The following is a 22,278-nucleotide window of genomic DNA, read 5'->3' as shown; positions in this document are numbered from 1 at the left end:
AGGAAATCACTCTATGAACACAGATTAAATAAATAATGTATACAAAATTTTAAGCCTGAGGGCCGCCTTGCAACCTCTGCCCTTCTCGGTGCACCGACGCGCCTCAACGACTCCAGTCGCGCACCAGCGCCTCTGCTTCGTCGAGCGAGTCGAAACCGGTCAGGGCCACCCGGCCGTCCAGCACCGGCTCGCGGATGATCGGAGCCAGACGCAACTCGCCGTCGACCAGCACCGCCAGCGGCTGGTTGATTCCACGCCGGGTCAGCTCGGCCAGGGTCGCGCGTCCTGCCGCGGTGAGCGTCAGCACAATCGCCGGTTGCTGCTCCGGGGTCATGGCCAGCTCGGCCTGCGCGACATCCGCCTCGGTGAGGAACGCCTGCGGCGAGACCCACAGATAGGCGCCGCTGTGACGGTCGGTCATGCCCAGCCAGCCCTCGGCACTGGCGGTGCGGGCGGGCTGAATGGCCAGTCGATGCTCGCCCGGCATACGCGCGTCGCTGGCGCAGCCTGTCAGCAGCGCCAGCAAGACCGCCGCCAGCGCTGCCTTCACGCCGGCACCAGCATGGCTTCGGCCACCGCCTTGCGCGCGGCCTTGCCGGCCAGCTGCTCGACCAGGGTCAGGGCGAACTCCAGCGCCGTGGCCGGGCCCTGGCTGGTAATGCAGTTGCCATCCACCACCACCGGCTGATCGACGAAGGTGCAGCCGGACAGGCGATCGCTGAACGCCGGGTAACAGGTCATGCGGCGCTGCCTGAGCACGCCGTAGCCTTGCAGGGCCAGCGCCGGGGCGGCGCAGATGGCGGCGAACAGCTTGCCGGCGGCGGCCTGCTCGCGCATTTTTTCCGCCAGTGGCTGATGGTCGGCCAGGTGCTGGGCACCAGGCATGCCGCCGGGCAGCACGATCAGGTCGAAGTCCTGGGCCAGCACATCGACCAGCATGGCGTCGGCGGTCAGCCGGGTGCCACGGGCGGCAGTGAACATGCGGCGGTTCTCCACGCTGGCGATCACCACCTCGACCTCGGCGCGGCGCAGCACGTCGATCAGGGTCACGGTTTCGATGTCTTCCACGCCGTCGGCGACGGCAATCAGGGCACGATGGGTCATATCTGCTTCTCACAGGTTCAATAACGGAACTGCCCCACGATACCCCGCAAACGTCGAGAGTTGTCGGCGGCGTGACGCCCTCGCTGCAAAGTGTTTTCTGCCAAGCTCACCGTACGCCCGGCTTCACTACTGAGATTACCGATTCGTTGGTTGATTTCGTCACTGACCTGAGATTGTTCACGCGCAGCCTGTGCGATCTGCGCGCTACTCTGGGACACCGACGTCACCAGGTCACCGATGCTGGTTAGTGCGCGACCGGCCGATTCTGCCTGCTGCACACCCTGCTCCGCATATCGCTGACCTGAATTCATGACTTCTACCGCCGAGCGCGATGTGCTCTGCAGGCGTTGAATCATCATGTCGATCTCCTCGGTTGAAGCCTGGGTACGGCTGGCCAACGTTCTGACCTCGTCGGCTACGACAGCAAAGCCACGCCCCTGCTCGCCGGCGCGGGCTGCTTCGATTGCGGCGTTCAACGCGAGCAGGTTGGTCTGTTCGGCAATAGTGCGAATCACCTCTAGCACCCCGCCGATTTCCTGCGAATGAGCCTCCAATTCGCCGATCACCTTGGCCGCGCTACCAACCTCATCAGCAAGGCGCCGGATATCCGCAATGGTGGCCTCAATAACTCGGTTAGCCCCTTTCACTTCGCGGTCTGCTTCGGCCGTTTGCGCCGAACTGCCGTGTGCATGCTCGGCCACACCCTGCACAGTAACCGCCATCTGGTTGACCGCCGTGGCAACCTGCTCGATCTCTCCACGCAATACATCAGCGCTACGCTCAGAAGCCTGCGCATCATCAATCAGTTGGTCGGCGGAGTGCCCGAGGGTACCTGCAACATCCGCCACCGTAGAGATCTGCTCGCGCAGTCCCGCAGCAAAGCGGTTGAAGGCGTCGACCACTGCACCAATTTCATCCGCCGAATCGCGACGAATTAAAGTCGTCAAATCCCCGGAGCCCGATGCCAAACCTTCCAGCGAGCGGCTAAGCCGATGAATGGGCGGCAACACCCTGCGGTGAATCACCCAAAGTGCAGCCAGCACCAACAGCAGCACCAGCCCCCATGCAGCAAGAGACACAAATCGCAGCTCCTGAAGCAATTGCCAGGAATAGCCCTGGACACTTGTGAACTCCTCTTGCAATGGCTGTTGCAGCGCATCAAAGCGCGCAATAGCCGCTGCGGCCTGCGCATCGAAATCAGCCATGACTCGATCACCGCCCTCCTGGCCTTGACCGCTGTATGCCTCGAACATGCGCTGCCCAACCTCATTCAGTTGATCTACAGCAGGCAGCAGTGCATCTAGCTGAGAAGCGTAAGCAGGTATTAACTGCGCCAACTCTCCCAGCAGTTGAGTCGCCTCGCGGTGATGTTGAGCGCCCTCCTCTGCTGGCTCGCGCTCATGGGTCAGACTGGCATCGGTATAGAACTGCTGGATTTGAGCGAGGTGATAGCGCAACTCTTGAGCGCCCTCGCGTGCCGCGCTCAGCTGACCAAGCCGCTGCTCCATACGTTCCAATCCATTGATCTCTGTCGAGATCCAGATGGACAAGCCGAGGGCCGCCAACATCACACAGAAAGCACTGCCCCACATGACCCGCGTAATGGTGATTTTCACGATGGTTCCTCAGACTACGCAACAATGATGGCAATTAGACACTACATATCTTGAGGAAAGCTTAAGCTGCCCCCCGACAGTATCCGTCTACGCCCAATAGCCACCAATGCGCCAACAGTCGAATATGAGCAGCAATATGCTGCCATACCGGCTAGCTGCTATTATCCGCGGCTTTTTTACGGGCGGACTCGGGCCAAACGCGAGCTTTCGCTGCACGTTTACCCGGTGCTGACCTACTGTTCTACGGGCGACAAAGCCCTCAGGAGAGACCTCATGCTGGAAAAGCTATTCCAACTCAAGGCGCACAACACCAACGTGCGCACCGAGATTCTCGCCGGCCTGACCACCTTCCTGACCATGGCCTACATCCTCTTCGTCAACCCGGCGATCCTCGGTGAGACCGGCATGGACAAGGGTGCGGTGTTCGTCGCCACCTGCCTGGCCGCGGCCATCGGCTCGGCGGTGATGGGCCTGATCGCCAACTACCCGATCGCCCTGGCGCCCGGCATGGGCCTCAACGCCTTCTTTACCTACACCGTGGTGCTGCACATGGGTTACACCTGGCAGACCGCACTGGGCGCGGTGTTCATCTCCGCCACCCTGTTCTTCCTGCTGTCGGTGTTCCGCATCCGCGAGTGGATCGTCAACAGTATCCCGCTGCCGCTGCGCTCGGCCATCGCCGCCGGCATCGGCCTGTTCCTGGCGCTGATCGCGCTCAAGGAAGCCGGCCTGGTGGTGGACAACCCGGCGACCCTGGTCGGCCTCGGTGACCTCACCTCCCCCGGCCCGCTGCTGGCCGTGCTCGGCTTCTTCCTGATCGTCGCCCTGGAAGCCCGCCGCGTCACCGGCGCGGTGATGATCGGCATCCTCGCCGTCACCGCCATCGCCATCGCCATCGGCGTCACCCCCTTCGGTGGCGTGGTATCGATGCCGCCGTCGCTGGCGCCGACCTTCCTCCAGCTCGACCTCAAGGGCGCCCTCGATGTGGGCATGATCAGCGTGATCTTCGCCTTCCTGTTCGTCGACCTGTTCGACAACACCGGCACCCTGATCGGCGTGGCCAAGCGCGCCGGCTTGATGAGCAAGGACGGCCACCTGCCGAAGATGGGCCGCGCCCTGATCGCCGACAGCACCGCCGCCATGGGTGGCTCGCTGCTCGGCACCTCCACGACCACCAGCTATATCGAGTCCGCCGCAGGCGTGGCCGCCGGTGGCCGCACCGGCCTGACCGCCATCGTGGTTGCCGTGCTGTTCCTCCTGGCCCTGTTCTTCGCCCCGCTGGCCGGCACCGTCCCTGCGTTCGCCACCGCACCGGCGCTGCTATTCGTAGCCGTGCTGATGACCTCGGGCCTGGCCGAGATCGACTGGGACGACATCACCGTCGCCGCGCCGGTGGTGATCACCGCCCTGGCCATGCCGCTAACTTTCTCCATCGCCAACGGTATCGCCTTCGGTTTCATTGCCTGGGTAGTGATCAAGGCCCTGGCCGGGCGCTTCAAGGAGCTCAACCCGGCGCTGGTGATCCTCGCCGCGATCTTCATCGCCAAGTTCGCCTTCGGCGCCAACGCATGATCAGGATCGGAGATCAGGCGGCCTACGCCGCCCAGCTGGATGAAAAGGTCGCCCGCCTGCGCGAGCTGCTGGCGCCCTTCGCCGCCCCCGAACCGCAGGTGTTCGACTCGCCGCGCGAGCACTACCGCCTGCGCGCCGAGTTCCGCCTGTGGCGCGAGCAGGAGCAGCGCCACTACGCGATGTTCGAGGCCGGCGACAAACACACGCCGATCCTGATCGAGCAGTTCCCCATCGCCAGCGCGCGCATCAACGAACTGATGCCGCAGCTGAAAGCCGCCTGGCAGGGTAGCCGCGCGCTGTCGTTCAAGCTGTTCCAGGTCGAGTTCCTCACCACCCTGAGCGGCGATGCCCTGATTACTCTGTGCTACCACCGCCCGCTCGACGCCGAATGGCAGGCCGAAGCCGAGCAGCTCGCCGCCAGCCTGGGCGTCAGCCTGGTCGGTCGCTCGCGTGGCCAGCGCCTGGTGATCGGCCGCGATTACGTCGAGGAAGAGATGAGCGTGGCCGGGCGCAGCTTCCGCTACCGTCAGCCGGAAGGTGCCTTCACCCAGCCCAACGGCACGGTGTGCCAGAAGATGCTGCAGTGGGCCTTCGACGCCCTCGGCGAGCGTCAGGACGACCTGCTGGAGCTGTACTGCGGCAATGGCAACTTCACCCTGCCGCTGTCCACCCGCGTGCGCAAGGTGCTGGCCACCGAGATCAGCAAGACCTCGGTGAATGCCGCCCTGGCCAACCTGGCCGACAACGGCATCGACAACATCGAGCTGGTGCGTCTGTCTGCCGAGGAGCTGACCCAAGCGCTCAACGAAGTGCGCCCATTCCGCCGCCTGGCCGGCATCGACCTGAAGTCCTATGACTTCGGCAGCGTGTTCGTCGACCCGCCGCGCGCCGGCATGGACCCGGACACCTGCGAACTGACCCGCCGTTTCGACAACATCCTGTACATCTCCTGCAACCCGGAGACCCTGGCCGCCAATATCGCCCAACTCAATGACACCCATGCGGTGGTGAAGACAGCGCTGTTCGATCAGTTCCCCTGGACCCATCACATGGAAGCCGGGGTATTGCTGGTGCGCCGCTGAGCGCTCAGCAAACGGCTTTGTGGGAGCGGCCGGGCGGCACTCCGCTTTAGCCGCGATTCCGCGTATTGCGCCAATCGCGGCTGAAGCCGCTCCCACATTGGTCCGTACAGAGAAAAGCCCCGACATGCCGGGGCTTTTTCGTTTCACCAAACCACTCAGTCCGCTGCAGCAGCCACCTGAGTCTGTTCATTCCAGCCACCACCGAGGGCCTTGTACAGGTTGACCTCGCTGGCCAGCTGGTTGAGGCGGTCGCTGATCAGCTGCTGCTTGGCGCTGAACAGCTGGCGTTGGGCGTCGAGCAGGGTCAGGTAGCTGTCCACGCCGGTGCGGAAGCGCCGTTCAGCGAGGCGGTAATACTCCTCGCTGGTCTCCACCAGGGCGCGCTGGGCATCCAGCTGCTGGGTGTACGTGGTGCGGGCGGCCAGGCCATCGGCCACTTCCTGGAAGGCGGTCTGCACCGCTTTCTCATAGGTGGCGACCTGGATGTTCTTCTGCACCTCGGCGTAGTCGAGGCTGGCCTTGAGGCTGCCGGCGGTGAAGATCGGCAGGTTGATCGACGGCTGGAACAGCCAGGTGCCGGAGCCGCCGTCGAACAGACCGGACAGCTCGCCGCTGGCGGTACCCGCATTGGCGGTCAGGCTGATGTTGGGGAAGAACGCCGCGCGCGCCGCACCGATACTGGCGTTGGCCGCCTTGAGCGCGTGCTCGGCCTGCAGCAGGTCGGGGCGACGTTGCAACAGGTCGGCCGGTAGCCCCGCCGGCACTTCGGCCAGCAGATCGCTCTTCAGCACATCACCCTCGGGCAGATCGCCCGGCACGCCGCCACCGAGCAGCAGGGCCAGGGCATTGCGGTCCTGCGCAACCAGGCGGGTGTACTGCGCAAGGCTGGCTTCGGCGCTCTGCACCGAGGTGCGCGCCTGGCTCAGCGACAGCGCATCGACCACGCCTGCCTTGAAGCTGCGTTCGGTCAGCGCGTAGCTCTTGCGGTAGGTCTCCAGGGTATCGCGGGTCAGCTGCAGCGACTCCTGGTCGGCCTGCAGGGTCAGGTAAGCGTTGGCCACGCTGGCCACCAGTGCGATCTGCGTGCTGCGCTGCGCTTCACTGCTGGCCAGGTACTGCTCCAGGGCCTGCTGGTTGAGGCTGCGCAGGCGACCGAAGAAATCGATCTCCCAGGCACTGGTACCAACCGTGGCGCTGTACTGACTGCTGGTCGCCCGCTCGCCCGTGCCGGACAGATCCGCCGGCAGGCGCTGGCGAGTGCCTTCGCCGCCCGCCGAGATGCTGGGGAACAACTCGGCACGCTGGATGCGATGCTGGGCGCGATAGGCATCCACGTTGAGCGCGGCGATGCGCAGGTCGCGGTTATTGGCCAGCGCCGCCTCGACCAGGCGTTGTAGCGCCGGGTCCTTGAAGAACTCGCGCCAGCCCAACTCGGCCGCCGCCGTGTCGGTCTGCGCGGCGTCGTTAGCGGTGTAGGCCTCGCCTTGCGGCCAGGCCGACTCGACCGGCGCTGCGGGGCGCAGGTAGTCGGGAATCATCGTGCAGCCGCCGAGCAACAGGCTGGCGACCGCGAGGGACAACAGGGACGGTCTCACTCGACAGCCTCCTTGGTAAGGGCTTGTTTGCTGCGCTTGTCCTGGAACAGCGCGCAGACCAGCACGTAGAACAGGGGCACCCAGAAGATCGCCAGCACGGTGGCGGTGAGCATGCCGCCGATCACGCCGGTACCGATGGCGTGCTGGCTGCCCGAACCAGCGCCGCTGGAGATGGCCATGGGCACCACGCCGAGGATGAACGCCAGCGAGGTCATGATGATCGGGCGCAGACGCATGCGGCAGGCTTCCACCGCCGCGTCGAACAGGCTCTTGCCCTGCTCGTGCAGCTCCTTGGCGAACTCGACGATGAGGATCGCGTTCTTCGCCGACAGGCCGATGGTGGTGAGCAGGCCGACCTGGAAGAACACGTCGTTACTCAGCCCACGCATGCTGGTGAACAGCAGCGCACCGATGATGCCCAGCGGCACCACCAGCATCACCGAGAACGGGATCGACCAGCTCTCGTACAACGCCGCCAGGCAGAGGAACACCACCAGCAGCGACAGCGCATACAGCGCCGGCGCCTGCGAGCCGGACAGACGTTCCTCGTAGGACAGCCCGGTCCAGGAGTAACCGATACCGGTCGGCAGCTGCTTGGCGATCTCCTCCACTGCGGCCATGGCCTCACCCGAACTGTGCCCAGGCGCCGCCTCGCCGAGGATTTCCACCGCCGGCACGCCGTTGTAGCGGGCCAGCTTGGGCGCGCCGTAGGTCCACTCGCCACTGGCGAAGGCGCTGAACGGCACCATCTCGCCGGCGTCGTTGCGCACGTACCACTTGTTCAGGTCATCCGGGCCCATGCGCGCCGAAGGCTCGCCCTGCAGGTAGACCTTCTTCACCCGGCCACGGTCGATGAAGTCGTTGACGTAGCTGGCACCCCAGGCAATCGACAGGGTGGCGTTGATGTCGGACAGCGACAAGCCGTGGGCACGGGCCTTCTCGTCGTCGATCAGCAGCTGGTACTGCGGCTCGTCACGCAGGCCGTTGGCACGCACGCGGGTCAGCACCGGGTTCTGGCCGGCCAGCTGCAGGAACTGGTCACGGGCGGCATTGAGCGCCTCGTGGCCAACCCCGGCGCGGTCCTGCAGATAGAAGTCGAAACCGGTGGCGTTGCCCAGCTCCATCACCGCCGGCGGGGCGAAGGCGAACACCATGGCATCGCGGAAGCTGAAGAAGTGCATCTGCGCGCGCTGCGCCAGCTCGGCCACGCTCTGCCCGGCGGCGGTACGCTCTTCCCAGGGCTTGAGCATGATGAAGGCCATGCCCGAGCTCTGCCCGCGCCCGGCGAAGTTGAAGCCGGTGACGGTGAACACCGACTTCACCGTGTCCTTCTCGGCATCTAGCAGGTATTCGCGCATCTGGTCGACCACCGCCTGGGTACGCTCGGCACTGGCGCCGGCCGGGGTCTGCACCTGGGCGAACAGCACGCCCTGGTCTTCCTCGGGGAGGAAGGCAGTGGGGATGCGGGTGAACATCCAGGCCATCACCACGACGATGCCCAGGTACATCACCAGGTACGGCACCTTGTGCTTGAGCACGCCGCGCACACCCTTCTCGTAGCCATCCACGCCGCGTTCGAAAGTACGGTTGAACCAGCCGAAGAAGCCGCGCTTGGGCGCGTGGTGGCCCTTCTCGACCGGCTTGAGCAGGGTGGCGCACAGTGCCGGGGTAAAGATCAGCGCCACCAGCACCGACAGGGCCATGGCCGAGACGATGGTGATGGAGAACTGCTTGTAGATCACCCCGGTGGAGCCACCGAAGAAGGCCATCGGCAGGAACACCGCCGACAGCACCATGGCGATACCAATCAGTGCGCCCTGAATCTGGCCCATCGACTTGCGTGTGGCCTCCAGCGGCGACAGGCCTTCCTCGGCCATCACCCGCTCGACGTTCTCCACCACCACGATGGCATCGTCCACCAGCAGACCGATGGCCAGGACCATGGCGAACATGGTCAGGGTGTTGATGGAGAAGCCGAAGGCCGCCAGCACGCCGAAGGTACCGAGCAGCACCACCGGCACCGCCAGGGTGGGGATGATGGTGGCGCGGAAGTTCTGCAGGAACAGATACATCACCAGGAACACCAGGACGATGGCCTCGGCCAGGGTGTGCACCACGCCTTCGATGGAAGCGGACACCACCGGCGTGGTGTCGTAGGGGAACACCACCTTCATCCCGGCGGGCATGAAGGGTTCCAGCTGCTTGATGGTGTCGCGCACCGCCTGGGCGGTGTCCAGGGCGTTGGCGCCGGTGGCCAGCTTGATCGCCATGCCGGAGGCCGGCATGCCGTTGTACTGGGCGCTGATGCTGTAGTTCTCGCCGCCCAGCTCGACCTTGGCCACATCGCCCAGGCGCACCTGGGAACCATCGCGGTTGACCTTGAGCAGGATGCTGCGGAACTCCTCGGGGGTCTGCAGGCGGGTCTTGCCGATGATGGTGGCGTTCAGCTGGTTGCCCGGCGAAGCCGGCAGGCCGCCGAACTGGCCGGAAGATACCTGCACGTTCTGCGCCTGGATGGCGCTTTTAACGTCCACCGGAGTCAGCTGGAAGTTGTTCAGCTTGGCCGGATCGAGCCAGATGCGCATGGCGTACTGCGCGCCGAACACCTGGAAGTCGCCTACACCCTTGGCCCGCGAGATCGGATCCTGGATGTTGGAGACGATGTAGTTGGCCAGGTCGTTCTTGTCCATGCTGCCGTCTTCGGAGACGACGCCCAGCACCAGCAGGAAGTTCTTCACCGCCTTGGTTACGCGGATGCCCTGCTGCTGCACTTCCTGCGGCAACAGGGGCGTGGCCAGCTGCAGTTTGTTCTGCACCTGCACCTGAGCGATATCGGGGTTGGTGCCCTGCTCGAAGGTGGCGGTGATGGTCATGCTGCCGTCGGAGTTGCTCTCCGAGCTGATGTAGCGCAGCCCGTCGATACCGTTGAGCTGCTGTTCGATCACCTGCACCACGGTGTCCTGCACCGTCTGCGCCGAGGCGCCCGGGTAGCTGACCTGGATACCGACGGCAGGCGCGGCGATGCTCGGGTACTGGTTGATTGGCAACTTGAGGATGGCCAGGCCACCGGCCAGCATGATCACCAGGGCAATCACCCAGGCGAAGATGGGCCGGTCGATAAAGAATTTCGACATGCGCGCTGCTCCTTACTTGCCCTGCGCCAGGCCGGGCTTGGCGGACGGCGTATTGGCAACATTGGTCGCGGGAGCAGCCTCGACGGCATCGCCCGGATGGACAAACTGCAGGCCCTCGGTGATCAGCTGGTCGCCAGCGTTCAGGCCCTTGGTCACGAGCCAGCGGTCACCCACGGTGCGGTCGGCTTCCAGCTGACGCAGCTCGACCTTGTTGTCGGCGCCGACCACCAGCGCGGTGGCCTGACCCTTGAGGTCACGCGTCACGCCCTGCTGCGGCGCGAGAATGGCCGCCTGCTTGATCCCCGAACTGAGCTGCGCATGCACGAACATGCCCGGCAGCAGCAGGTGTTCGGGGTTGGGGAACACGGAGCGCAGGGTGACCGAACCGGTGCCTTCATCCACCGACACCTCGGAGAACTCCAGGGTGCCCTCATGCTCGTACTCGCTGCCGTCCTCCAGCTTCAGCTTGACCTTGGCGGCGTTGTCGCCAGCCTTCTGCAGCTGACCGCTGGCCAGGTCGCGGCGCAGGCGCAGCAGATCCTTGGTCGGCTGGGTGACATCGACATAGATGGGGTCAAGCTGCTGGATAGTCGCCAGCGCGGAAGCCTGGCCATTGCTGACCAGCGCCCCCTCGGTGACGGCCGAGCGGCCGACACGACCAGCAATCGGCGCCAGCACCTTGGTGTAGCGCAGGTCGATGCGCGCCTTCTCCAGCGCGGCCTCGGCGGACAGCTTGGCGGCGCGCGCCTCGTCGTATTCCTGCTTGCTCACAGCCTGGTCGGTCACCAGATCCGCATAGCGCTCGGCCAGCGAGGCGGCCGAGGCGAGGGTGGCCTGGGCGCTCTTGTAGCTGGCCAGGTAGACGGCGGCGTCGATCTGGTACAGCTGCTGCCCGGCCTTGACCTCGGAGCCTTCCTGGAACAGGCGCTTCTGCAGAATGCCATCGACCTGAGGGCGCACTTCGGCAATGCGGTAGGCGCTGGTGCGCCCCGGCAACTCGGTGGTCAGGGTGAAGGGCTGCGGCCGCAGGGTGACGACGCCCACCTTGGGCGCTTGCGCGGCACCGGGCGCAGAACTTTCCTGGCAACCGGCGAGCATCACCGTAGCCAGAGCGATAGCGGAAACCATCGCAGTGAAGGCTGGCTTCTTCTGCATCTGAATCGACCTCATTGTCTAAAACGGCCCGGTCAGAGGAGACCCGGCGCGGGGATAGGGTGTAGTTGCTTAGCTGGCTAAGAAATATACTTACGTACTAGAATGTTTGTAAACGAGAAAAACTAACCATTCATGTAACTTTTCCCAACCTTTACACACTGCCCGCCATGGTCCGACGCACGAAAGAAGAAGCCGAAGAAACCCGCCAGCGCATCCTCGACGCCGCCGAGCACCTGTTCCACGAGCGCGGTGTCGCACGCACCGCGCTGGCCGATATCGCCAAGGGCGCCGGGGTGACACGCGGCGCCATCTACTGGCACTTCGAGAACAAGGTCGAACTGTTCCAGGCCATGCTCGAACGCCTGCACCTGCCGCTGGAGGAGCTGGCCCAGGCCAGCGAACGCGAGGACGAACCCAACCCGCTGGGGCATACCCGCGAGCTGCTGATCCGCGTGCTGCGACGGGTGGAACTGGACCCGCAGAGCCGGCGCATCCAGGAAATCCTGGCGCACAAGTGCGAGTACACCGACGACCTCGGCGACCTGCGGCAGAAGATGCAGGCCCTGCACCTGGAGTGCGACGAGCGCATCGAGAAGTCGCTGCGCAACGCGGTCAGCAAGGGGCAGCTTCCAGTCGACCTCGACTGCCGCCGCGCCGCGCTATGCCTGCATGGTTATATCGAAGGCCTGCAGGCCAACTGGCTGCTGGCCCCGGGCGGGGATTCGCTGGCGGCGCAGGCCGAGCAGTTCGTCGATGCCCTGCTCGACATGCTGCGCAGCAGCCCGGCGTTGCGCCGCGCCTAGAGCCTGCTCAGGTCGCGCAGCAGCCAGAACGCCAGCCCGGCCGACACCGCCTCGAACAGCATGGCGTAGAGGTTGAAGGTCTGCTGCGCGCCGCCGTCCAGCCAGAACCCGCCCAGGCGTGCGAGAAACAGCGCGCTGTACAGCAGCACCAGCAACATCAGCGCTGGGCGCAACAGATCACTACGCAACATGCCCAGCAACAGCCACAGCGCCAATCCCAGCTGCAGCCCACCGTAGTAGGCACGCACATCGGTGATCGCCGCCGGCTCCATCAGCAGCATGCCGCTAAGGTTGGCCAGTTCGTGCGGACGAACGAAGTAGGCCAGGCCGAAGCCGGCCAGGATCAGGGCCTGCACGGCCAGGAAGATGCGGGCGGACAGCATGGGCACTCTCCTTTCGGGGTTGTCAGCGAGCATAGGCTGCGTCGTCGCAGACGGAAACAGTCGCGGCCTGGGAGGCCATGGCGCAAGGGTTTATCCTGCGGCCCATCATCCAGACCGAGGAATGCGCCATGCGCCTGCTACCACTCGCCGCCCTGCTCTTCGCCAGCGCCACCCAGGCCGCCGAACCTGTCACCATGGACGTGCACCGCGACGCCAATTGCGGCTGCTGCAAGGCCTGGATCAGCCATCTCGAAGAGAACGGCATCCGCGTCAACGACCACGTCGAAAGCGACATGAGCGCAGTCAAGCAGCGCCTCGGCGTACCGCCGCGCCTGGCCTCGTGCCACACCGGGGTGATCGACGGCAAGTTCGTCGAGGGCCATGTCCCGGCTCGCGACATCCTCGCCCTGCAGGGCCGTCCCGACCTGCTCGGCGCCGCCGTACCCGGCATGCCGCACGGCTCGCCGGGCATGGAAACCGGCACCGTACATGCCTATCAGGTCATCGGCCTGGGCAAGAACGGCCAGGAAAGCGTGCTGGCCGACTATCCGGCCAAGTAATGCCAGGCTGGCGCGCCGCTTGTCCGCGGACGACACTGTCAGCCCCGGACGAGCAAAAGGAGCACAGTCATGCGCTGGGAACGAGGTAGACGCAGCGACAACGTGGTGGATGCCCGCGGCAGCGGCAGAGGTGGCATGCGCCTGGGCGGCGGCAAGGGCCTGAGCCTGGGCGGCATCGCCGTGGTGGTGGTGATCGGCCTGCTGATGGGCCAGGACCCGCTGACCATCCTCGGCAACGTGGTCAACCAGGGCATGCAGCAGGGCGCCCCCGTGCAGGAACAGCACGCCCCGGCGGCCAACGACCCGCAGAGCGAATTCGTCCGCGCCATCCTGGGCGACACCGAGGATACCTGGCGCGCCATCTTCCAGGCCTCCGGCAAGCAGTACCAGGACCCCAAGCTCATCCTGTTCAGCGGCGGCGTGCGCTCGGCCTGCGGCTTCGCCGATGCGGCGGTCGGGCCCTTCTATTGCCCGGGCGACAATCAGGTGTATCTCGACCTGAGCTTCTTCCGCGAGATGGAAGCCCGCTTCGCCGCCGCCGGCGACTTCGCCCAGGCCTACGTCATCGCCCACGAGGTGGGCCACCATGTGCAGACCCTGCTCGGCGTCTCGGCCAAGGTCAATGCGGCGCGCCAGAGCGGCCAGAAGGTGGAAGGCGACAACGGCCTGCTGGTGCGCCAGGAGCTACAGGCGGACTGCTTCGCCGGGGTCTGGGCCAACAACGCGCAGCAGCGCCTGAACTGGCTGGAGCCGGGCGATGTGGAAGAGGCACTGAACGCCGCCAACGCCATCGGCGACGACCGCCTGCAGAAACAGAGCCGCGGCACCGTGATGCCGGACTCCTTCACCCACGGCACCTCGGCGCAGCGCGTGCGCTGGTTCAAGGTCGGTTTCGAGAGTGGTCAGCCGGGGCGCTGCGATACCTTCAAGGCGGCTCGCCTCTAGGTTTTTCCACTGTTCTGATAAGCCCTGGGAGAAACGCCGAACCAGCCCTTGAATGCCTTGTAGAAGGCGCTGGGCTCGGCGAACCCCAGCTCACGGCTGAGCTGCTCCAACCGACAATCCTCTTGCTGCAGTCGCCGCAGGGCGTGCTCGCGGCGTACCTCGGCAAGCAGCTCGGAAAAACTGCAGCCACGCTCGCGCAGACGGCGGTGCAGGGTCTGTCGACTGGTGCCCAGGCGGCGTGCCACCGCCTGCACCGAGAAGGCGCCATCCACCAGCCCCAGCTCGATCAGCTGCAGCACCACCTGGCGCAGACCGTGCTGGCTGGATAGCTGGCTGTGCATGCCACTGACCCGCTGCTGCAGTAGCGCCTTGAGGTAGGCATTGCCACTGTGCAACGGCAGGTTCATGTCCGCCGCATTCATCTCGATATAGTCCAGCGGTTCGCCGAAGCGCACCGGGCAGCCGAGCAGCTGGCGATATCGCGCCGGTGCGGCCAGGGCGGCGTGGCGCAACCCCACCGCCAGCGGCACCAGGCGCACGCCGCTCATCTGCCGGCCCCAGCACAGTGCCGAGCTCAGGCTGTATTCGCAGGCCGGCGGGTGGTCGGCCAGCGGGGCAGTAAACAGGAAGACGATGCGCACTCGCTCGCCGAGCGGCTCAACGCGCAGGTTCTCGCACTCGCTCATCACCGGACTGTACTGACGAAACAGCTCCAGGGCCTCGCCAACCGTGGCACTCATCGCCGCCAGATTGGCCACCGGGCCGCGGGTCTGCAGGCCGCGCTGCTGGCCGAGCAGCAGACCGATATCGGCCGGTGCGTCGCGCTCGGCTGCCCGCTGCCACAGATGCAGCAGCCAGGCCACCGGGATGCGCGCCTCCAGATCCAGCCGCGGCTCACCGCTCAGGCCCAGCTCGGCGAGATCGTCCGGCCCCACCAGGTGCAGCCGGCGCAGGCTCTGGTAGAGGTCGAGGAACAGCGAGGCGGTGGCACTCGGGGCATGGTCCAGCATGGTCGGTGAATTCCTTTCAGCCTGCTGCGGGGGCTCGATTGTGCGACGCCACTGAGACCAATTGCCAGTCCATTGCGACCTGAAGCTATCAACAGGCCTATGGCGCCTTGCGTAGATTGCCGGGTAATAACAACAACAGCGCAGGAACACCCATGACCCCGTCCGCCGTCATCACCCTGCCGCGCCTGCTGGCGCGCGTGCCCTACCTGCTCGCCGGCCTGCCCGGCATCCTCCGCGGCCTGCGCCTGGCCAACAACGCCCGCGGCAGCGCGGTCGGCGGCCTGGCCGACTGTGTGGAAAGCGCCACCCTGAGCAACCCGCAGGGCATCGCCCTGATCCAGGGCGACGAGCAGCTGAGCTACGCCGAGTTCGACCAGTGGGCCAATCGCCTGGCCCATCGCCTGCGCGCCGGCGGTCTGCAACAAGGCGACTGTGCCGTACTGATGCTGGAGAACCGCCTGGAGCTGCTGGCCTGTGTCGTGGCCTGCGCCAAGCTCGGCGTGGTCGCCGCGCTGCTCAACAGCAGCCAGCGCGGCCAGGTCCTGGCCCACAGCATCAACCTGGTGAAGCCGCGCATCGCCCTGGTCGGCGCAGAACTGCTGGAGGCCTTCGACGAGGTGCAGGAGCAACTGCAGCTGCCCGCCGATGGTCGCTACTACTTCGCGGACCAAGCGACCTGGCGCGAGCCGGGGCAGGCGCCCGCAGGCTGGCAACATCCGGCCGCCGAGCTGGCGACGCAACCAGCCAGCAAACCGCTGCTCGCCCGCCCAGTGCAGGCCGAAGACCCCTGCTTCTACATCTACACCTCGGGCACTACCGGCCTGCCCAAGGCCGTGGTGTTCAACCACGGTCGCTTCCTCAAGGGCTATGGCGTATTCGGTTTGGGGGCCGTGCGCCTGAGTCGCGCCGACCGCCTGTACTGCAGCCTGCCCTTCTACCACGCCACCGCCATGGTGGTGTGCTGGGGCTCGGTGCTGTCCGCGCAGGCGGCGCTGATCATGGTGCGCAAGTTCAGCGCCAGCCGCTTTCTTGACGAGGTGCGCCGCCACGGCGCCACGGCCTTCGGTTATGTCGGCGAACTGTGCCGCTACCTGCTCGACCAGCCAGCACGCCCGGACGATGCCGACACTCCGCTGCGCATCATGGTCGGCAACGGCATGCGCTCGGCCATCTGGGGCAGCTTCAAGCAGCGCTTCGGCATTCAGCGGGTGGTCGAGTTCTACGCCTCCAGCGAAGGCAATATCGGCTTCACCAACCTGCTCAACCTGGACAACACCGTGGGGTTCACCCCCTACCCTTACGCCATCGTGCGCTACAACCGCGACAGCGAAGCGCCCCAGCGCGACGCACGCGGCCACCTGCAGCGGGTGCGCCCCGGCGAGGTCGGCCTGCTGATCGGCGAAATCACCGAGAAGACACCGTTCCACGGCTATACCGACCCGGCCAAGACGGAGAGCTGCATCCTGCGCGACGTGTTCAAACCCGGTGATGCCTGGTTCAACACCGGTGACCTGATGCTGCACCAGGGCTGGCGCCATGCCCAGTTCGTCGATCGCCTCGGCGACACCTTTCGCTGGAAAGGCGAGAACGTCTCAACCACCGAGGTGGAGGCGGTGCTAGACGGCATCGAGGGAGTTGGCGAGGCGGTGGTCTACGGTGTGGAGATCGCCGGCACCAACGGCCGCGCCGGCATGGCCTGCATTCGTCTGGATCATGCCCCGGCGGACTTCGACTTCCAGCGCCTGCTCGGTGAGCTGCGCCGCCAGCTGCCGCATTACGCGGTGCCGCTGTTCCTGCGCCTGAGCGAGAAGATGGAAACCACCGGCACCTTCAAGCACAAGAAAGCCCCGCTCAAGGAGCAGGGCTTCGACCCGCAGAGCTGTGCCGACCCGCTGTATGCCTGGCTGCCGGGCGACGAGCGCTATGTGCCGGTGGACGTCGAACTGCATGCGGCGATTCAGGGTGGAGCCTATCGCTATTGAGGTTCGTGGGGCCTGAAGCCCCCTCACCCCCGCCCCTCTCTCATGATGAAAGGGTGACTATCTCCTGACGCTACCAGCCCAGCGTCCCCTCTCCCCCCGGGAGAGGGGCGGGGGTGAGGGAGCTGTGACCTCCAGGTAAATCCGCTCCAACACGGCGGGCAACGCCAGCAGCACTTCACGATTACTAAAGCGCAGCAGCCGGATACCACTGCCGAGCAGACTCTCGGTTCGGCAGCGATCATGCTTCGCGCCTTCATCCGCATAGTGCTGTCCGCCATCCAGCTCGATGCCGAGATGCAGTTCCTCACAGTAGAAATCCAGGACATAAGGCGAGACCGGGTGCTGGCGGCGAAACTTTTGCCCGGCCAACTGCCGGCCACGCAAATGGCGCCAGAGCAGAGTCTCGGCATCGGTGGCCTCGCGCCTGAGCTGACGAGCAAATTCAAGTTGACCGAGTTCGAGCGGTGATCTGTGGCGGGGCATGGCAGGAGTCCGTTCCCGAGGGTTCGAGTAGCCTAGCAGGCCCTCACCCCCAGCCCCTCTCCCAGAGGGAGAGGGGAAAGCCCTCTAGGCCAGCAATTGCAGCAGCGCCGCACAATCCAGCGCGTGCAACTCGGTCAGCTCCGGCCAGGGATTGTCCGACAGATTGACCAGCACACCCTGGGCTCCCGCGGCGCGCGCGCAGTCGAGGTCGAAGCGGTAGTCACCGACCATCGTCAGCGCGTCCGGCGCCACGCCCCAGCGCTCGGCGAGGCGCAACAGACCGTCCGGGTGTGGCTTGGGAATCGCCTCGCCACGGCCGAGCACATCCAGGGTGTCGAAGCAGTCGCCGAGGCCGATGGCGGTCAGGGTCAGCAGCGCCAGCTCGTGGGCGTTGCGGGTGAGGATGCCGAGGCGGCAGCCGCGCTGTTGCAGCGCCCGCACCAGCGCCACCGCGCCGGGTGCGGCCACCGAGCCGATGGCCAGTTCGCGCTCGTGCTCCAGCAACCAGGCATGCTTGGCCTGCGCCTCGGCCTCTGGCAGCGCGGCCAGATGGTGGAGAATGTCATCCTCCTGGGGAATGCCCAGGGCGCGCTTGATCGCCGGGAAATCGTGCACGGCCACCGTCAGGGTACCGTCCATGTCGAACACCCAGTGCCGGCAGTCGCGCAGGCGCCCCAGCAGCGGATCACTCACTTCCAGTCCTCGCGCAGGCGGGTCAGCCCCTCCTGGCAGGACGAAGCGACCAGCTGGCCGGCGCGGTTGAAGATGCTGGCGCGGGCAAAGCCACGGGCGTTGCCGGACCAGGGGCTGTCCATGGCGTACAGCAACCAGTCGTCCATGCGCAGGTCGCCGTGGAACCACAGGGCGTGGTCGAGGCTGGCCACCTGCATGAACTTCTGGAACACCGATACCCCGTGCGGCAGCATCGAGGTGGTCAGCAGGTTGAAGTCGCTGGCGTAGGCCAGCAGTAGCTTGTGCAGCTGCGGCTCGTCCGGCAGCGGCCCGGCAGCGCGGAACCACACGTACTTGACCGGTTCCGCCGGCTCCGGGGCAAACGGGTTGATGCGGGTGACCGGGCGAATCTCGATCGGCTTGTCGCTGACCATGCGTTCACGCATGCGCTCGGGAATCAGGTGCGCCACCTGGCGGGCGATGTCGGTTTCCGTCGGCAGGTCATCCGGGCCCGGCACATCCGGCATCGGCAGCTGGTGATGGAAGCCCTCTTCATCGGCCTGGAACGAGGCCGAGCAGAAGAAGATCGGCTGTCCCTTCTGCACCGCCGTGACGCGCCGGGTACTGAAGCTGCCGCCGTCACGCACGCGGTCGACGTGGTAGACGATGGGCAGAGTCGCATCACCGGGGCGCAGGAAGTAGCCGTGCAGCGAGTGCACGTGGCGCGCCTGGTCGACCGTCTGGTTGGCCGCCGACACGCACTGGCCGAGCACCTGGCCACCGAACAGCTGACGGAAGCCCAGGTCCTGGCTGCGGCCACGAAACAGGTTTTCCTCAATCTGTTCCAGGCTCAGCAGGGAAACCAGATCCTCCAGCACTTGGCTCATACATCACTCCTCGGCGGTACACGTAAGTCAGGATAGGCCGGTGCGCTGGACAATCGCTCGTCCCACACCGCGCGGCCGATGGTGAAATGGTAAAGGCTTTGCCAGCGGCTGTCGGCCAGTTCGAGCAATTCGTGTACCTGATCGTCGAAGAAGCAGCCAATTCCGGTGCCGGACAGCCCCGCCGCCTCGGCCTCCAGATACAGCAGCTGGCCGATCTGCCCGCACTCCCAGTAGAGCTGCGGGTACTGCCAGGCACCCTCGGCCAGGGCCTGATCGAACCGCGCCAGCATGGCCAGGGCCACACAGCCGTCGCTGGCGATGTCCTGACCACAGGAGAGGAAGCCGGCCAAGCCGCGGGCATCGCCTTCCAGCAGGCGATACAGCGGCAACTCGGCATGCACCCGTTGCCAGGTGAAGTCGCCACGCAAGCCATCCGGCTGCGGTTGGCCATCGCCACGGGCCAGCCAGTACAACCCCGGCTCCAAGCCCTGCACGCGATGCACGAACAGCAGCAGATCGACCTGCGGCTTTTCTCCAGTAACGGCGAACGGCACCGGCGAATGTGCAGGCAGCAGACGGCGCAGCCAGGCGAACAGCAGCTCGGCCAGGATGCCGCTGCAGCCATCGAAGGCCTGGGCGCTGCGCCGCCGGTGCAGGATCGGCCGCAACGGCAGACCGGGGTTGTCGTTGCCGCTGTAACCAAGCGGCGCCTGCCAGCCCAGCGCCGGCAAGACCGGCGCCCGGCACAGGCCGTGCACCCGCGCCAGCTCCGGCCATTCGCGGTACTGGCGCGACAGGCGATTGGGCGCGCCGCTCAGCTCCAGCGCCGCCAGGCCGCGCAGCAGCGTTTCAGGCAGAGAAAATTCCTCCGCTGGCGGACCTATCCACAGCAGGCAGTCGCTGTGCTCGGCCTCGTGGAAACCGTCGCGATCCAGGCCCAGCAGGCCATCCAGTCGAGCCTCGGCCACGCCGCGCAGCAGGCGCACCTGCCAGCCCTGGATGGCGGCGGCAATGCTCACACAGGCCAGGGCATGGCCGAGGTCGTGCTGGCAGTAGCGATAGGCGCGTTCGCCGTACTTCCAGGCCTCGCGCCAGGGGATGCTGGCCAGGCCCAACAGGAAGCCGCCGGCCGGCAGCGCCGCTGCCAGCTGCTGGCCCAGCGGCGCCGGCAGTTCGGCGCGGACTTCCAGGGCATGCGCATCCGGCGCGTAATGGGCCAGCAGGCCATGCGCCTCGACCGCCCCCGGCGGCAATAGCAGGTAGGCCTCGGTCGGGTGCAAGTTGCCCGACGACGGATTGACTCGCAGCGCCCAGCGATTGCCGCCAGCTTCCTTCCAGGCCGACAGGGCCAGGCTGTCGTACAGCAGCTGCGCGAGGCTGGCGCGACTCAGCGGTACGGGCGGATCGGTCGGGCCGGCAAAGGGCTGGTCATAGGCCGGCGTTTCCTCCAGCGGGCGCTGCCACAGTTCGAGCAGGCGGCTGCCGGCATAGCGGCGAAACGGCGCTGGCTGGGTCGCCCAATCGAGATGGCCCGGCCCTGGCGCATAGGCGTTGGGCGCGTGCTTGCTCAGCGCGTGATAGGCGCGCACCTGCTGCTCAGCGTCCATGCCAGTCGTCCCGGGCGATGCGATAGAGAAGATGCGGGCGCAGCGGATGCCCCGGCGGCAGATTGGGGTGTTCGAAGTCGTCAGCTGGGTCGCGGCGCATGCCGAGGCGCTGCATCACGCCCCAGGAGCGCTGGTTGGCAGGCACGGTGAAGGACACCACCTCCGGCAGGTCGAGGTCGTCGAAGGCGAAGTCCAGCGCACGACGCGCCGCCTCCAGGGCATAACCCTGGCCCCAGAAAGGCCGGGCCAGGCGCCAGCCGATCTCCACCGCAGGCACGAAGGGCGCGGCGAAACTCACCCGTGCCAGCCCGGTGAAGCCGATCACCCGTCCATCGGCCTGGCGTTCCAGGCACCAGAAGGTGAAGCCGTGCGCGGCCTGATGCGCCGTCAGCTTGCCGAGCAGCTCGGCGCTGCCGACACGGTCCAGGGTGGCGGGAAAATGCACCATCACCTCGGGATCGGCGCTCATGGCCGCCAGGGCATCCAGATCGGCATCGCGCCAGGGCCGCAGGATCAGGCGTTCGCTGCTCAGGGTCGCGGTCATATACTGGGCACACCTTTGATAGAACCTGTTTACGATTTTCTGAATTAGAGCCAGACAAGGAAAAAACGGTCGAGGAAGCGGAGTTTACGAGCTGTAAATGAGCATTCCGAGACTGTTTTTAACGCGGTATGGCCGCGAGTCAGGAGATCGTAAATAGGTTCTGAGTGCTCATTATGCTGCCGCTGGTTTATCACGACGACTACAGCCCGCCCTTCCCGGCCAATCACCGCTTCCCGATGGAGAAGTTCCGCCTGCTGCGCGACCACCTGGTGGACAGCGGCCTGGTGCGTGACGACGAACTGCATCGCCCGCAGGCCTGCCCGCCGGAGGTGCTCGCCCTGGCCCATTGCCCGGCCTATATCGAGCGTTTCGCCAGCGGCGAGCTGACCTATCAGGAGCAGCGCCGCCTCGGCCTGCCGTGGAGCGAGCCCCTGGCGCGGCGCACCGTACGCGCGGTGGGCGGCTCGCTGCTGGCTGCCGAACTGGCGCTGGAGCACGGCATGGCCTGCCACCTGGCCGGAGGCACCCATCATGCGCACTACGACGAAGCGTCCGGCTTCTGCATCTTCAACGACCTGGCCATCGTCGCCCGCTACCTGCTGGAGAGCGGCCGCGTCGGCCGGGTGCTGATCTACGACTGCGACGTACACCAGGGCGACGGCACCGCGCGCCTGCTGGAGAACGTGACCGACGCCATCACCGTATCGCTGCACTGCGAGAAGAACTTCCCGGCGCGCAAGGCCCGGAGCGACTGGGACATCGGCCTGCCGATCGGCATGGGCGACGCCGACTACCTCAAGGTGGTCGACGACAGCCTGGGTTATCTGCTGGCCCTGTATCAGCCGGATATCGTGCTGTACGACGCCGGTGTCGACGTGCACCGGGACGACGCCCTCGGCTATCTGCAGCTCAGCGACGCCGGCATTGCCGCGCGCGACGAGAGCGTGCTGCGCCACTGCCTGGAGCGCGATATCCCGGTGGTCGGCCTGATCGGCGGCGGCTACGACAAGGACCGCGCCCTGCTCGCCCGCCGCCACGGCATCCTGCATCACAGCGCCGCGCGGGTGTGGCGCGCGGCGGGGTTGCGCTGACCGCCTGACACTCCCTCACCCCAACCCTCTCCCAGAGGGAGCTGACAGAGTCG

At 66.0% G+C, this 22,278-nt stretch carries 20 protein-coding genes and 1 pseudogene; 7 read left to right on the top strand and 14 right to left on the bottom strand.

The annotated features are described in order from the left end of the window. Positions 1–103 precede the first annotated feature (103 nt). The 4 genes and pseudogenes from AYB31_RS13100 to AYB31_RS22320 form a co-directional block, all read right to left on the bottom strand. On the bottom strand, positions 104–550 hold the full coding sequence (locus tag AYB31_RS13100; RefSeq protein ID WP_068829132.1) for a SecDF P1 head subdomain-containing protein: 447 nt from the start codon (positions 548–550) through the stop codon (positions 104–106). Further along, positions 547–1,104 (bottom strand): DJ-1 family glyoxalase III, encoded by a 558-nt coding sequence (locus tag AYB31_RS13095; RefSeq protein ID WP_068829131.1) that lies wholly within the window; start codon positions 1,102–1,104, stop codon positions 547–549. Before AYB31_RS13095 ends, AYB31_RS13100 begins: the two co-directional genes overlap by 4 nt. 17 nt (positions 1,105–1,121) lie before the next feature. Next, positions 1,122–1,952 (bottom strand): methyl-accepting chemotaxis protein, encoded by an 831-nt coding sequence (locus AYB31_RS22325; RefSeq protein WP_442961818.1) that lies wholly within the window; start codon positions 1,950–1,952, stop codon positions 1,122–1,124. 24 nt (positions 1,953–1,976) lie between these two features. Then, a pseudogene (locus tag AYB31_RS22320) lies at positions 1,977–2,309 on the bottom strand (HAMP domain-containing protein); the annotation flags it as partial. Positions 2,310–2,993: 684 nt separating this feature from the next. Here AYB31_RS22320 and AYB31_RS13085 point away from each other — a divergent pair. Both AYB31_RS13085 and trmA read left to right on the top strand, forming a co-directional pair. Continuing rightward, positions 2,994–4,292 carry an NCS2 family permease gene (locus AYB31_RS13085; protein WP_068829129.1) on the top strand — a complete coding sequence of 433 codons (1,299 nt, stop codon included), beginning with the start codon at positions 2,994–2,996 and terminating at the stop codon, positions 4,290–4,292. Next, positions 4,289–5,374: a tRNA (uridine(54)-C5)-methyltransferase TrmA gene (gene trmA / locus AYB31_RS13080; RefSeq protein ID WP_068829128.1), complete on the top strand. Its 1,086-nt coding sequence runs from the start codon at positions 4,289–4,291 to the stop codon at positions 5,372–5,374. The genes AYB31_RS13085 and trmA overlap by 4 nt, the downstream gene beginning before the upstream one ends. A 155-nt stretch (positions 5,375–5,529) precedes the next feature. Here the strand turns inward: trmA and adeC are convergent, their stop codons facing one another. From adeC to AYB31_RS13065, 3 genes are read right to left on the bottom strand one after another with little or no spacing between them, the layout of a single operon-like run. Continuing rightward, positions 5,530–6,969 carry an AdeC/AdeK/OprM family multidrug efflux complex outer membrane factor gene (gene adeC / locus AYB31_RS13075; RefSeq protein WP_068829127.1) on the bottom strand — a complete coding sequence of 480 codons (1,440 nt, stop codon included), beginning with the start codon at positions 6,967–6,969 and terminating at the stop codon, positions 5,530–5,532. Beyond that, positions 6,966–10,103, bottom strand: a complete 3,138-nt coding sequence (locus AYB31_RS13070) for an efflux RND transporter permease subunit (protein WP_068829126.1) — start codon at positions 10,101–10,103, stop codon at positions 6,966–6,968. Before AYB31_RS13070 ends, adeC begins: the two co-directional genes overlap by 4 nt. 12 nt (positions 10,104–10,115) lie before the next feature. After that, the gene (locus AYB31_RS13065; RefSeq protein WP_068829125.1) at positions 10,116–11,258 is read right to left on the bottom strand and encodes an efflux RND transporter periplasmic adaptor subunit; all 1,143 of its coding nucleotides are present in this window, start codon (positions 11,256–11,258) and stop codon (positions 10,116–10,118) included. A gap of 167 nt (positions 11,259–11,425) precedes the next feature. On the opposite strand from AYB31_RS13065, the gene AYB31_RS13060 reads away from it, so the two are divergent. Next, positions 11,426–12,061 carry a TetR family transcriptional regulator gene (locus AYB31_RS13060; RefSeq protein WP_068829124.1) on the top strand — a complete coding sequence of 212 codons (636 nt, stop codon included), beginning with the start codon at positions 11,426–11,428 and terminating at the stop codon, positions 12,059–12,061. Here AYB31_RS13060 and AYB31_RS13055 read toward each other — a convergent pair. Beyond that, positions 12,058–12,444 carry a DUF4345 domain-containing protein gene (locus tag AYB31_RS13055; protein WP_068829123.1) on the bottom strand — a complete coding sequence of 129 codons (387 nt, stop codon included), beginning with the start codon at positions 12,442–12,444 and terminating at the stop codon, positions 12,058–12,060. The genes AYB31_RS13060 and AYB31_RS13055 overlap by 4 nt on opposite strands. Before the next feature lie 128 nt (positions 12,445–12,572). On the opposite strand from AYB31_RS13055, the gene AYB31_RS13050 reads away from it, so the two are divergent. Next, positions 12,573–13,004: a DUF411 domain-containing protein gene (locus tag AYB31_RS13050; protein WP_068829251.1), complete on the top strand. Its 432-nt coding sequence runs from the start codon at positions 12,573–12,575 to the stop codon at positions 13,002–13,004. A 69-nt stretch (positions 13,005–13,073) separates the two neighbouring features. Beyond that, positions 13,074–13,949, top strand: coding sequence for a KPN_02809 family neutral zinc metallopeptidase (ypfJ, locus tag AYB31_RS13045; protein ID WP_068829122.1), 876 nt, complete (start codon positions 13,074–13,076; stop codon positions 13,947–13,949). Here ypfJ and AYB31_RS13040 read toward each other — a convergent pair. Continuing rightward, complete coding sequence (locus AYB31_RS13040; protein WP_068829121.1) at positions 13,946–14,959, bottom strand: AraC family transcriptional regulator; 1,014 nt, start codon at positions 14,957–14,959, stop codon at positions 13,946–13,948. The genes ypfJ and AYB31_RS13040 overlap by 4 nt on opposite strands. Before the next feature lie 152 nt (positions 14,960–15,111). On the opposite strand from AYB31_RS13040, the gene AYB31_RS13035 reads away from it, so the two are divergent. Continuing rightward, positions 15,112–16,941: a long-chain-acyl-CoA synthetase gene (locus tag AYB31_RS13035; protein WP_068829120.1), complete on the top strand. Its 1,830-nt coding sequence runs from the start codon at positions 15,112–15,114 to the stop codon at positions 16,939–16,941. A gap of 57 nt (positions 16,942–16,998) precedes the next feature. Here AYB31_RS13035 and AYB31_RS21165 read toward each other — a convergent pair whose 3' ends face one another. The 5 genes from AYB31_RS21165 to AYB31_RS13010 form a co-directional block, all read right to left on the bottom strand. Further along, positions 16,999–17,424 carry an endonuclease domain-containing protein gene (locus AYB31_RS21165; protein ID WP_082805295.1) on the bottom strand — a complete coding sequence of 142 codons (426 nt, stop codon included), beginning with the start codon at positions 17,422–17,424 and terminating at the stop codon, positions 16,999–17,001. 84 nt (positions 17,425–17,508) lie between these two features. Next, a complete protein-coding gene (locus AYB31_RS13025; protein WP_442961817.1) occupies positions 17,509–18,117 on the bottom strand; it encodes an HAD family hydrolase in 609 nt (202 codons plus the stop codon). After that, a complete protein-coding gene (gene tesB, locus AYB31_RS13020; RefSeq protein WP_068829118.1) occupies positions 18,114–18,983 on the bottom strand; it encodes an acyl-CoA thioesterase II in 870 nt (289 codons plus the stop codon). Before tesB ends, AYB31_RS13025 begins: the two co-directional genes overlap by 4 nt. Then, positions 18,980–20,590, bottom strand: coding sequence for a SagB/ThcOx family dehydrogenase (locus AYB31_RS13015; RefSeq protein ID WP_068829117.1), 1,611 nt, complete (start codon positions 20,588–20,590; stop codon positions 18,980–18,982). The genes tesB and AYB31_RS13015 overlap by 4 nt, the downstream gene beginning before the upstream one ends. Continuing rightward, positions 20,580–21,134, bottom strand: a complete 555-nt coding sequence (locus AYB31_RS13010) for a GNAT family N-acetyltransferase (RefSeq protein ID WP_068829116.1) — start codon at positions 21,132–21,134, stop codon at positions 20,580–20,582. The genes AYB31_RS13015 and AYB31_RS13010 overlap by 11 nt, the downstream gene beginning before the upstream one ends. A gap of 170 nt (positions 21,135–21,304) precedes the next feature. Between AYB31_RS13010 and AYB31_RS13005 the strand changes: the two genes are divergently transcribed. Beyond that, positions 21,305–22,225: a histone deacetylase family protein gene (locus AYB31_RS13005; RefSeq protein WP_068829249.1), complete on the top strand. Its 921-nt coding sequence runs from the start codon at positions 21,305–21,307 to the stop codon at positions 22,223–22,225. The last annotated feature ends 53 nt before the right edge of the window (positions 22,226–22,278 follow it).

Origin of the sequence: Pseudomonas sp. BMS12, from assembly GCF_001592875.1 — a bacterium.
Taxonomy (GTDB): domain Bacteria; phylum Pseudomonadota; class Gammaproteobacteria; order Pseudomonadales; family Pseudomonadaceae; genus Aquipseudomonas.
The sequence above is the reverse complement of the archived record's forward strand: the minus strand, read 5'-3'. Positions and strand labels throughout refer to the sequence as shown.